The organism is Burkholderia sp. Tr-20355 (genome assembly GCF_017104685.1).
In the GTDB taxonomy this organism is placed as follows: Bacteria; Pseudomonadota; Gammaproteobacteria; order Burkholderiales; family Burkholderiaceae; genus Burkholderia; species Burkholderia seminalis.
The window spans coordinates 1-10,094 of sequence record NZ_JAAGPK010000226.1 but is presented as its reverse complement, the minus strand read 5'-3'; the positions used below and the strand labels follow the sequence as shown (position 1 = coordinate 10,094).

Sequence of the window (10,094 nt, the reverse complement as noted above, 5' to 3'; positions counted from 1 at the left end):
CACGCCGCGCACCGGCCGGGCCGGCCCGCGCGTTACAGCGGCAGTTGCGTGTCGAACTTGATCTCGCGCAGCACGACGCTCGTGCGCACCTGCGACACGGCCGGGATCTTGAAGATGCGCTCGTGCAGGAACACGTCGTATGCCTTGATGTCCGGCGCGACGATCTTGAGGATGTAATCGGCTTCGCCCGTCGTGCTGTAGCACTCGGTGACTTCCGGGCAGGTCGCGATCTCGCGCTCGAACTGCTCGACGCCGCCTTCGTTGTGGCGTGTCAGGTGCACGTGCGCGAGCGCGCAGACGTGCAGGCCGAGCTTCTCGCGATCGAGCAGCGCCGTGTAGCGCTGGATCACGCCCGACTGTTCCATGTCCTTGATGCGGCGCCAGCACGGCGTGCTCGACAGGCCGACCTGGTCGGAAATTTCCTGAACGGAACGGCGCGCGTCGAGCTGCAACAGGCGAAGGATTTTTTGCGAAAAGGAATCGAGCGTCACCTGCGCCTCCATGCGGCAGCAACAACATGCTGAATGTTAGAGGGCCGGGAAAGGAAAGGCAATCTGGCGTGGCGCTGGTGAGCAAGATTCGCTAATTTGCTCGCGGATCCGTGGGATTTTGTCCCGCCCCCGCGCGCTCCGACCGATCGGTGTCCGATACGGCGAGGCCGGCGAGCGCGGCCTGCTGGCGGCGCAGGTCGGCGAGCATGTTGCAGAACAGCGCGCCTTGCTCGATCGCGTCGTCGAGCGCGACGTGCGTGTGCGGATGGTCGTCGAACCAGTGCTTCGGAAAGCGCGGCTTGATCGCCTTGCGATACGGCAGGCCCGTCATCGCGAACGCGAGCGTCTTGATGTCGAGCGCGGACCACGAGAACGGGCAACGTCCCGCGAAGCGCATCATGTACCAGAACATGAACGTGAAATCGAAGCCGGCCGGCATCGCGACGAACACGGGCTTGCCGGGCAGCGCCTCGACCCAGTCGACGTACGCGACCAGCGCCGCCTCGGGCGCCTGCAGGTCGCGCCGGCACGCGGCCCAGGCTTCCGGCTCGGTCTTCCACCACGCTTCCTGCACCGGGTGCGCCTGCGCGCCGGGCAGCGTCTCGAGGTTGGCCGAGAACGTCGCGATCAGTTGCTTGTCCTCGGTATAGGCGGCCGACGCGAAGCTCAGCATCGAGTGCGGGCCGGGAATCGGGCCGTCGGCCTCGACGTCGGTGCTGACGTAGATTTCCGGGATGGCGGTCTGGTTCATCCGAATACCTTGTCTGACACGAACGGGTTCGTGCGGCGCTCGTCGCCGAACGTCGACACCGGGCCGTGGCCCGGCACGAACGTGACGTCGTCGCCGAGCGGCCACAGCTTCTCCTTGATCGAACGGACGAGATCCTCGTGGTTGCCGCGCGGGAAATCGGTCCGGCCGATCGAGCCCGCGAACAGCACGTCGCCGACGATCGCGATGCGGTGTGCGCGGCTGAAGAACACGACGTGGCCGGGCGTGTGGCCCGGGCAGTGATAGACCTCGAGCGTCTCGTCGCCGAACTGCACGGTGTCGCCGTCGTTCAGCCAGCGGTCGGGCTCGAAGGTGTCGGCGGCCGGAAAGCCGAAGCGCTCGCTCTGCATCGGCAGCTTCTCGATCCAGAAGCGTTCTTCTTCCTGCGGCCCCTCGATGGGCACGCCGTAGTGCGTCGCGAGCGTCTTCGCGCCCGCGCAGTGATCGATGTGCCCGTGCGTGAGCAGCACTTTCTCGACCTGCACGTTCTGCCGCGCGACTTCCTGCTGGATCCGGTCGAGATCGCCGCCCGGATCGACGACGGCGGCACGGCCCGTTTTCTCGCAGACGAGCAGCGAGCAGTTCTGCTGGAACGGCGTGACCGGAATGAGCGTGACTTTCATGGAGGCACCGGCGGCTAAAAGGAGCGATTGTACCGGTCGCGCGCGCCGCCTGCCGCTCGTGCGACGCGTGCCGCGGCGCGCGGGTGAGGGCATTCCCGGAGCATGCCGATTGTTACAGCCATAGTGAGAATCAATGGTCCGTCGGGGGTGCTTTTCGAGATGGCGTTTTGATTTATGTATAATGCGCCCCATTGCGCGTGAATTTCACGCCATTCGCTGGTGTTTCGGCCCCGTTAAAAGAGGCGTCCGATTCACCGTCAAGCATCAGCCGCCGGGGAGTCCGGCGGTGTATCCAGCACCGAGCATTCGGTGCTCACGTCTTGTCCGGCCGGGTGCTGCGCGCCCGCCTGCGGCCCTGCTGCCGCGCCGCCGGATGAGGCCTGTGCCGCCGTTCCTGTGCGTTGGTCGTATCGACGCGCGCGAACGTGGAGCCATGTTCGATGGCGGCATGTGGGGTCTGGTCAGGCTGTTGGGGACAGGTTGCGCCAGACGTGAAAACTAATCAGGACGGTTGCGGCATAGACGAAAGCCGCGCCCATGCTAGCCGCCTGCTCGCATCCGAGCGGGGCGTGCACGCATTTGCCGTCCGGGCCGCGTATCTGCGTTGTGAAGCAGCGTTGTATCGGAGCGGCCCGAACCAGAAGGCGACACGTCGATGAATTTACGTTTTCCGAGTCGATTCGGAACCATTGCATTGTTTTTTGCGCTGACGGGCTGCGCGGTGCCATCCAGCCAGACCACCGGCAGCGTGAACCAGAAGAAGGCGGTCGACAAGACAGCCGCGGCCGCCAAGGCGGACGACGACAAGCAGCCGCTCAATTTCGATTCCGCGCTGGCATCGCTGCCGGCCGCGGACAGCAAGGACGCGAAGAAGCCGTCGCTGGCCGACGCCGAGCCGATCGACGGCAAGGATGTATCCGACTTCCGCCAGACGGGCCGCGCTTCGTGGTACGGGCGGGATTTCCACGGCCGCCGCACCGCGAACGGCGAGCGCTTCAACATGAACGCGCTTACCGCCGCGCACCGCACGCTGCCGCTGTCGTCGTACATCAAGGTGACGAATGCGTCGACCGGCAAGTGGGTCGTCGTGAAGGTCAACGATCGCGGGCCGTTCAAGCGCGGCCGTGTGCTCGACCTGTCGTATGCCGCTGCCAAGCTGATCGGCCTCGTGCATGCCGGCACGGGCCGCGTGAAGATCGAGGGGCTGTCGCCGCAGGAAGCGCGCGAGGCGCGCGACGAAATGCTCGCGTCGATCTCGGCGAAGTAACGCGGCGGTTCGTCCGCTCACGCGTCGAGCATCAAGTACAAAGGGCTGCCTTCCGGCAGCCCTTTGTCGTTTCGGCGCGGCGTCGTTCCGCGTCAGCCTTCCTTCAGCGCGAGCGCACGCGCATACAGCGTGTTGCGCGATGCGCCCGTCAGCGCGGCCGCGAGCTTGGCCGCGCTCTTCACCGGTACTTCTTCCAGCAGCAGCCTGAGCAGCGCGTCGTGCGCGGTGTCGTCGGCTTCGCCGCTCGACGCCGGCGCGCCTTCGACGACCAGCACGAACTCGCCGCGCTGCCGGTTCGCATCGCCGGCCAGCCAGGTCTGTCCTTCGGACAGGGTGCCCTGGAACAGCTGCTCGTGTAGCTTGGTGAGTTCGCGCGCGATCAGCAGCCGGCGCGCGGGGCCGAATGCATCGGCGAGCGCGGCGACGGTTTCGGCGATCCGGTGCGGCGCTTCGTAGAACACCAGTGCATACGGGTGCGACACCAGCGCCTGCAGCGCGCTGGCGCGCTGCTTGGCCTTCGGCGGCAGGAAGCCCGCGAACGTGAACGCGCCGGCCCAGTCGCCGGCCACGCTCAGCGCGGTCACGGCCGCGCTCGCGCCCGGCAGCGGGATCACCGCGAAGCCGGCCTCGCGCACCGCGTCGACGAGCCGCGCGCCGGGGTCCGAGATGCCGGGCGTGCCGGCGTCCGAGACGTAAGCCACGCGTTCGCCGCCACGCAGCAGTTCGATCACGCGCTGCGCGGCTTCGCGTTCGTTGTGTTCGTGCACGGCCAGGAGCGGCTTCGAGATCCCGTAGCGGGCGAGCAGCTGGCCGGTGTTGCGGGTGTCTTCGGCCGCGATGCGGTCGGCGAGGCCGAGCACGTGCAGCGCGCGCAGCGTGATGTCGGCCGTATTGCCGATCGGCGTGGCGACCACGTAAAGCGCGGCGTCCGGGTAGTGCTGCGTGTGCGCGAGTTCGAGGAGGGCAGTCATGGCAGGCAATGCACGCAATCGCGGCGCAAGCGGAACAAGGTCGGCATTGTGCCACGCGGCGCCGGCCAGCCCGGGCGACGGGCGCGGATTGCCGCACGCGGGCGACAACTTTTCCGGCGCGGCACGATCCAAACCCGTCGGTGCGGCGTTCGAGCAGCGCGCGCGGCAGTTTCTCGAGCGCCGCGGCCTCGGGTTCGTCGCGGCGAACGTGACGATGCGCGGCGGCGAGCTCGATCTCGTGATGCGCGAACCCGACGGCATGCTCGTGTTCGTCGAGGTGCGCGCACGGCGCAGTGTCCGGCACGGCGGCGCGGCCGCGAGCGTCGGCTGGCGCAAGCGGCGGTGCCTCGTGGCGGCGGCACTGCAGTTCTGGGCGCGGCACGGTGCCGGTGCCGCGTGCCGGTTCGATGTCGTCGCGTTCGAGGCCGGCCGGCTCGCGTGGCTGCGCGACGCATTTCGTACCGACGATGCGTAGCCGCGACGTGTGACGAGATGTAAAGAGTTCTTGCCGGACCCCCGGAGAGGGTGCCGGAGTACGGTAAACTCGCCGCACCCACGATGTCGCGCGAAATGTGCCACGCGCCCAGTTCACCAGGAATCGATGTCAGTCGAACGTATTCAGCAACAATTCCACGACAGCGCCGCGCTTCACGCCGAAGCGGCCGACGCGCTGTCGTTGCCGATCGCAGCCGCGGTCGATGCGATGTTCGCCGCGCTGGCGAACGGCAACAAGATCGTCGCGTGCGGTGACGGCCCGTCGGCTGCTGCCGCGCAGTATCTCGCCGCGTCGCTCGTCGGCGGCTTCGAGCGCGAGCGTCCGGGCCTGCCGGCGATCGCGCTGGCCACCGATGCGTCGCAGGCCGGCCTCATGGGGGCGGCGGCCGCCGAGCAGCTGTTCGCGCAGCAGGTGCGCGTGCTCGGCCAGACCGGCGACATCCTGCTGGTGCTCGATGCGGGTGGCGCGTCGCCGCGCGTGCTGGCGGCGATCGACGAGGCGCACGAGCGCGAGATGACCGTCGTCGCGCTGACGGGCGGCAATGGCCATGCAGTCGCGGCCGCGCTGTCCGATACCGATATTCCGATCAGCGTGCACGCCGTTCGCGCGGCACGCATCCACGAAGTCCATCTGCTGACCATCCACTGCCTGTGCGACGGCATCGACGCGATGCTGCTGGGTGAGGATTGAACGAAGGAGAGCCGTCGATGAATCAAAGCCGCGTCAAACAGACGCTCGTCAGAACCACGCTGCTCGCCGCGCTGACGGCGGGCCTCGCCGTGTCGCTGCAGGGTTGTGTGCTCGGAGTCGTGGGTGCAGCGGCCGGCGGCGGCGCGTTGATCGCGACCGATCGCCGGACGCTCGGCGCGCAGACGGAGGACCGCGAGATCCAGGTCAAGGCGCTTTCGCAGATCAACAACGGGCTGCCGGACCAGTCGCACGTGAACGTGACGGTGTTCAACCGCCGCGTGCTGCTGACGGGTGAAGTGCCGAACGATGCGTCGAAGCAGCGCGCCGAGGAAATCGTGCGCGGCATCAACAACGTGAACGGCATCGTCAACGAGCTGTCGGTCGAGCCGGCGTCGTCGCTGTCGTCGCGCGCGAACGACTCGTATCTCGAAGGGCGCGTGAAGTCCGAGCTGATCGCGACGAAGGGCATCTCGGCGAACTACTACAAGGTCGTCAGCGAACGCGGCAACCTTTACCTGATGGGCCTCGTGACGGTGGACGAAGGCAATCGCGGCGCGGAAGCCGCGAGCCAGGTGCCGGGCGTCGAGAAGGTCGTGAAGGTGTTCCAGTACGTGAAGCCGCAGGACGCGCAGGCGCTGCAGGCCGCCTCGCCCGCGAGCGGCGCATCCGGCGTGCCGGCTGCCGCCGCGCCGGCGGACAGCGCGACGGTCGGCGCGGTACCCGACGCGTCGGTGCAGTCCGCGCCGCTGCAGTCGCCCGCCCCGATCTCGAATTCGTCGAGCGTGCACCCGGGCAACCCGAAGGCGCCGGCGCAATGAAGGGCGCGCGGATGAAGCAGATGAAACAGTGGATGGTGCAGGGCGCCGCCGGCGCGGCGCTCGTGCTCGGCACGCTGGGCGCCGCGCACGCGGACGCCGGCGACGGCCTGAAGGTCGCACGCAGCAATGCCTGCATGGGCTGTCACGCGGTCGACCGCAAGCTCGTCGGCCCGTCGTTCAAGGATATTGCCGCGCGCTACAAGTCCGATCCGCAGGCCGTCGCGAAGCTGTCGAAGAAGGTGAAGGACGGCGGCTCGGGCGTCTGGGGCGCGATTCCGATGCCCGCGCATCCGCGCATGACCGACGCCGATGTCCGTTCGGTGGTCGAATGGGTGCTGGCCGGCGCGCCGTCAAAGTAACGCTTCAGGGGGATGTAACCCCTATTGCCAAGCGCAGAAATGCGTGTGTATGATGGTCGACTGTTGGGGCGGTAGCTCAGCTGGGAGAGCGTCGCGTTCGCAATGCGAAGGTCGGGAGTTCGATCCTCCTCCGCTCCACCAACGGAATTCGAAAGGCCCGATCGCGAGATCGGGCCTTTTTGTTTTTGCGGGTCCGATAGCCGGCGGACTACGTCGCCAGATCCTGAACCAACCGGAACGTCGGCACCGACAACACGGCCGCCCCCACCGTAACGACCGCGAGAATCGCCGTTCTTTTCCGCAGCAGCGCGCCGACGACGATCGATAGCGCATAGAACGCGCAGGTCAGCAGGATGATCCACCATAGCGCTGCGTAACCGGCACCGCCTTCGAAATTCGATACGTTGCGCGTAATCCGAGCTGCGACATAGCTGGCGACGGTCACGCTCGCCGGCAGACACAACACCGAATACAGCATGAAGACGATGATTTGCCGAAGTGTCGGATCGGATGACGTCATGGAGAGCGTTCTTTCGCGGATGGGCGGGAGCGCCCGACCATCCGCCGCGCGGGCCGATCCGGGCAGCCGGCAGGATGCGGCCGTTTTCGGCATTTGGCAACCGCCACCCGTCATCCCGCCTTCCCCTCACCCCCGCCCGAAACTCGGCCGCTTCGGATCGTAAGCCCACCCCGGCACCAGATAGCGCATCGCGACCGCGTCATCCCGCGCGGTGCCGCCCACCGCGTTGTACAACGCATGCGCCGCCTCGATCTGCGCCATGTCGAGCTCGATCCCGAGCCCCGGCCGTTCCGGCACGGCCACCTTGCCGCCGACGATCGCGAGCGGCTCGCGCGTGAGCCGCGCGTCGCCTTCCTGCCAGATCCAGTGCGTATCGATCGCGGTGATCGTGCCGGGCGCGGCGGCCGCCGCGTGCGTGAACATCGCGAGCGACACGTCGAAGTGGTTGTTCGAGTGCGACCCCCACGTGAGTCCCCAGTCGCGGCACAGCTGCGCGAGCCGCACCGAGCCCTGCATTGTCCAGAAATGCGGGTCGGCGAGCGGGATGTCGACCGCCTGCAGCCGCACCGCGTGATCCATCTGCCGCCAGTCGGTCGCGATCATGTTGGTCGCGGTCGGGATCCCCGTCGCGCGGCGGAATTCGGCCATGACCTCGCGGCCCGAATAGCCGCCTTCGGGCCCGCACGGATCTTCCGCATACGCGAGCAGGTGGCCCTGCCCACGGCACAGCGCGACGGCTTCGTCGAGCGACCACGCGCCGTTCGGGTCGAGCGTCGCGCGCGAATCGGGGAAGCGCGCCTTGATCGCCGCGATCGCTTCCAGCTCGTCGGCGCCGGCCATCACGCCGCCCTTCAGCTTGAAATCGGCGAAGCCGTAGCGGTCGACCGCGGCTTCGGCCTGCCGCGCGATGTCGGCCGGCGCGAGCGCCGTTTCGTTGCGCAGCCGGAACCACGCGTTCGCCGCAAGCGCCTCGTCGCGATACGGCAGGTCGGTGCGGCGCCGGTCGCCGATATAGAACAGGTACGCGAGCATCGGCACCGCGTCGCGCTGCTGGCCTTCGCCGAGCAGCGCCGCGACCGGTACGTCGAGGTGCTGGCCGAGCAGGTCGAGCAGCGCGGCCTCGATCGCGGTGATCACGTTGTCGAGCCGCAGGTTGATCTCGTGCGGCTGCCGCAGCACCGCGGCCTCGCCGGCCGACGTCACCTCGTGCCGGATCGTGCGGCCCGCCCCCGCACCCGCGCCGGACAGCGTCGCACGCACCGCGTTGAGGGTCGCCTGGTAGCGGCCGATCGACTGGCCGACCACGAGATCCGTCATGCGCTCGAGCGCGTGGCGGATGCCTTCGCCGCCCGGCACTTCGCCGACGCCCGTATGCCCGCTGCTGTCGTCGAGGATCACCAGGTTGCGCGTGAAGTACGGCGCGTGCGCGCCGCACAGGTTGAGCAGCATGCTGTCGCGGCCGGCGACGGGAATCACCTGCATGCGCGTGACGCGCGGCGTGCCCGCGCGGCTGGGTTCGGACATCGGTTCGCTCCTGGTTCCGGTGGCGCGCGGGCCGCCGGACGCGCCGGCGCGGCCCGCGCCGTTCATTGAAGCTCGACGCGGCGGATCTCGCCGACGACGAACAGGTAGCAGATCACGGCGACGAGCGCGTGCGCGACGACATAGACGAGCGCGCCGTTGAACGAGCCGCTGCGGTCGACGATGTAGCCGATCGCGATCGGCGTCGTGATGCTGGAGAGGTTGCCGCAGGTGTTGAGCAGCGCGCCGCTCAGCCCGGCAATCTGGCGCGGCGCGGTGTCTGCGTTGACCGCCCAGCCGAGCGCGCCGAGCCCCTTGCCGAAGAACGACAGCGCCATGAACAGCACGACGAGCACGTGCGAATCGGTGTAGTTGCAGACGATCATCGACATCGACAGCAGCATGCCGGCCACGATCGGCACCTTGCGCGCGACCGACAGCGACCGGCCCTGCTTGAGCAGCGCGTCGGACACGACGCCGCCGAGAATCCCGCCGAGGAACCCGCACACGGCGGGGATCGACGCGACGAGCCCCGCGTTGAGGATCGACATCCCGCGCGCCTGCACGAGATAGACGGGAAACCACGTGATGAAGAAATAGGTGAGCGCGTTGATGCAGTACTGCGCGACGTACACGCCGATCAGCATCCGGTTCTTCAGCAGCGCCTTCACGTGACGCATCGACGGGCCGCCGTCGCGTCCGCCCGTCGCCTGGTCGATGTTGACGAGCGCGCCGCCTTCGGCGAGGTAGTCGAGTTCCGCGCGGTTGACGTTCGGGTGGTCCTTCGGGTCGTACATCGTGCGGTTCCACACCATGACGAACGCGAAACCGAGCACGCCCATCACCGCGAACACCGACTGCCAGCCGAACGCGTGCACGAGCCAGCCCATCAGCGGCGCGAACACGACGGTCGCCGCGTACTGCGCGGCGTTGAAGATCGCGGACGCGGTGCCGCGCTCGGCAGCCGGGAACCACGCGGACACGATCCGGCTGTTGGCCGGGAACGACGGCGCCTCGGCCGCGCCGACGAGGAAGCGCAGCCCGAACAGCAGCGCGAACGCGGCCGCGCCGCCGAAGAAACCGATCGCGCCCTGCAGCAGCGTGAACAGCGACCAGAAGAAGATGCTGAACGCGTAGACGATGCGCGACCCGTAGCGGTCGAGCAGCCAGCCGCCCGGCAGTTGCGCGACCACGTACGACCAGCCGAACGCGGAGAAGATGAAGCCGATCTGCACGTGGCTCAGGTGCAGCGCGCGGGCAAGGCTCGGGCCCGCGATCGCGATCGCCGCGCGGTCCGCGTAGTTGATTGTCGTGACCGCGAACAGGACGGCCAGCACGAGCCAGCGCACGCGCGTGCGCCGGACCGTTGCCGACGCGGACGCCGGCAGCGCGTGAAGCGGATTCATGACTTGTCTCCTCCGAAGGACGGAAGGTGCCGTCGTGCGGCGGGCGCGTCGGCGCGCGCGTGATGTTGTCGTATGGGTGCCGCCGGCCGGAGGCAGGGCACCGGGCGCCGAGTCGGGCAAGGCGTCCGGGCCATTCTGTCATGTCGAAAACTTCGCTTTCATG

12 protein-coding genes and 1 tRNA gene are annotated in these 10,094 nt (G+C 68.1%); 6 read left to right on the top strand and 7 right to left on the bottom strand.

The window, feature by feature from the left end; all coding sequences use genetic code 11:
- Positions 1-32: 32 nt before the first annotated feature.
- The 3 genes from G3N62_RS32235 to G3N62_RS32225 all read right to left on the bottom strand — a co-directional run bounded on the left by G3N62_RS32235 (position 33) and on the right by G3N62_RS32225 (position 1,883).
- Positions 33-503 (bottom strand): Lrp/AsnC family transcriptional regulator, encoded by a 471-nt coding sequence (locus tag G3N62_RS32235; RefSeq protein WP_006477376.1) that lies wholly within the window; start codon positions 501-503, stop codon positions 33-35.
- Between the two features lie 79 nt (positions 504-582).
- On the bottom strand, positions 583-1,242 hold the full coding sequence (locus G3N62_RS32230) for an exonuclease (protein WP_049030364.1): 660 nt from the start codon (positions 1,240-1,242) through the stop codon (positions 583-585).
- Complete coding sequence (locus G3N62_RS32225; RefSeq protein ID WP_059559357.1) at positions 1,239-1,883, bottom strand: MBL fold metallo-hydrolase; 645 nt, start codon at positions 1,881-1,883, stop codon at positions 1,239-1,241. Before G3N62_RS32225 ends, G3N62_RS32230 begins: the two co-directional genes overlap by 4 nt.
- A gap of 655 nt (positions 1,884-2,538) precedes the next feature.
- On the opposite strand from G3N62_RS32225, the gene G3N62_RS32220 reads away from it, so the two are divergent.
- A complete protein-coding gene (locus G3N62_RS32220) occupies positions 2,539-3,150 on the top strand; it encodes a septal ring lytic transglycosylase RlpA family protein (protein ID WP_034188059.1) in 612 nt (203 codons plus the stop codon).
- Between the two features lie 92 nt (positions 3,151-3,242).
- On the opposite strand, the gene rsmI is transcribed toward G3N62_RS32220, so the two are convergent.
- Positions 3,243-4,121 carry a 16S rRNA (cytidine(1402)-2'-O)-methyltransferase gene (gene rsmI / locus G3N62_RS32215; protein ID WP_034188058.1) on the bottom strand — a complete coding sequence of 293 codons (879 nt, stop codon included), beginning with the start codon at positions 4,119-4,121 and terminating at the stop codon, positions 3,243-3,245.
- 46 nt (positions 4,122-4,167) lie between these two features.
- Between rsmI and G3N62_RS32210 the strand changes: the two genes are divergently transcribed.
- The 5 genes from G3N62_RS32210 to G3N62_RS32190 all read left to right on the top strand — a co-directional run bounded on the left by G3N62_RS32210 (position 4,168) and on the right by G3N62_RS32190 (position 6,625).
- Positions 4,168-4,596 (top strand): YraN family protein, encoded by a 429-nt coding sequence (locus G3N62_RS32210; protein WP_185733132.1) that lies wholly within the window; start codon positions 4,168-4,170, stop codon positions 4,594-4,596.
- Positions 4,597-4,722: 126 nt separating this feature from the next.
- On the top strand, positions 4,723-5,307 hold the full coding sequence (locus G3N62_RS32205; protein ID WP_059559351.1) for an SIS domain-containing protein: 585 nt from the start codon (positions 4,723-4,725) through the stop codon (positions 5,305-5,307).
- A 17-nt stretch (positions 5,308-5,324) separates the two neighbouring features.
- The gene (locus G3N62_RS32200) at positions 5,325-6,125 is read left to right on the top strand and encodes a BON domain-containing protein (protein ID WP_069707016.1); all 801 of its coding nucleotides are present in this window, start codon (positions 5,325-5,327) and stop codon (positions 6,123-6,125) included.
- Positions 6,122-6,484, top strand: a complete 363-nt coding sequence (locus G3N62_RS32195) for a c-type cytochrome (RefSeq protein WP_124671121.1) — start codon at positions 6,122-6,124, stop codon at positions 6,482-6,484. Before G3N62_RS32200 ends, G3N62_RS32195 begins: the two co-directional genes overlap by 4 nt.
- A gap of 65 nt (positions 6,485-6,549) precedes the next feature.
- Positions 6,550-6,625: transfer RNA gene (locus G3N62_RS32190), tRNA-Ala, on the top strand.
- Positions 6,626-6,692: 67 nt separating this feature from the next.
- On the opposite strand, the gene G3N62_RS32185 is transcribed toward G3N62_RS32190, so the two are convergent.
- From G3N62_RS32185 to G3N62_RS32175, 3 genes are all read right to left on the bottom strand, one after another.
- Positions 6,693-7,004, bottom strand: coding sequence for a hypothetical protein (locus G3N62_RS32185; protein ID WP_034188044.1), 312 nt, complete (start codon positions 7,002-7,004; stop codon positions 6,693-6,695).
- Positions 7,005-7,130: 126 nt separating this feature from the next.
- The gene (locus G3N62_RS32180; protein ID WP_124671122.1) at positions 7,131-8,528 is read right to left on the bottom strand and encodes an enolase C-terminal domain-like protein; all 1,398 of its coding nucleotides are present in this window, start codon (positions 8,526-8,528) and stop codon (positions 7,131-7,133) included.
- Positions 8,529-8,590: 62 nt separating this feature from the next.
- On the bottom strand, positions 8,591-9,931 hold the full coding sequence (locus tag G3N62_RS32175) for an MFS transporter (protein ID WP_059559349.1): 1,341 nt from the start codon (positions 9,929-9,931) through the stop codon (positions 8,591-8,593).
- Positions 9,932-10,094 lie beyond the last annotated feature (163 nt).

What these genes read in the sequence shown, in the direction of transcription:
- rsmI (WP_034188058.1), bottom strand. Translation starts at nt 4,121, where the DNA reads ATGACTGCCCTCCTCGAACTCGCGCACACGCAGCACTACCCGGACGCC.
- G3N62_RS32175 (WP_059559349.1), bottom strand. Translation starts at nt 9,931, where the DNA reads ATGAATCCGCTTCACGCGCTGCCGGCGTCCGCGTCGGCAACGGTCCGG.
- G3N62_RS32200 (WP_069707016.1), top strand. Translation starts at nt 5,325, where the DNA reads ATGAATCAAAGCCGCGTCAAACAGACGCTCGTCAGAACCACGCTGCTC.
- G3N62_RS32230 (WP_049030364.1), bottom strand. Translation starts at nt 1,242, where the DNA reads ATGAACCAGACCGCCATCCCGGAAATCTACGTCAGCACCGACGTCGAG.
- G3N62_RS32220 (WP_034188059.1), top strand. Translation starts at nt 2,539, where the DNA reads ATGAATTTACGTTTTCCGAGTCGATTCGGAACCATTGCATTGTTTTTT.
- G3N62_RS32195 (WP_124671121.1), top strand. Translation starts at nt 6,122, where the DNA reads ATGAAGGGCGCGCGGATGAAGCAGATGAAACAGTGGATGGTGCAGGGC.
- G3N62_RS32180 (WP_124671122.1), bottom strand. Translation starts at nt 8,528, where the DNA reads ATGTCCGAACCCAGCCGCGCGGGCACGCCGCGCGTCACGCGCATGCAG.
- G3N62_RS32235 (WP_006477376.1), bottom strand. Translation starts at nt 503, where the DNA reads ATGGAGGCGCAGGTGACGCTCGATTCCTTTTCGCAAAAAATCCTTCGC.
- G3N62_RS32205 (WP_059559351.1), top strand. Translation starts at nt 4,723, where the DNA reads ATGTCAGTCGAACGTATTCAGCAACAATTCCACGACAGCGCCGCGCTT.
- G3N62_RS32225 (WP_059559357.1), bottom strand. Translation starts at nt 1,883, where the DNA reads ATGAAAGTCACGCTCATTCCGGTCACGCCGTTCCAGCAGAACTGCTCG.
- G3N62_RS32185 (WP_034188044.1), bottom strand. Translation starts at nt 7,004, where the DNA reads ATGACGTCATCCGATCCGACACTTCGGCAAATCATCGTCTTCATGCTG.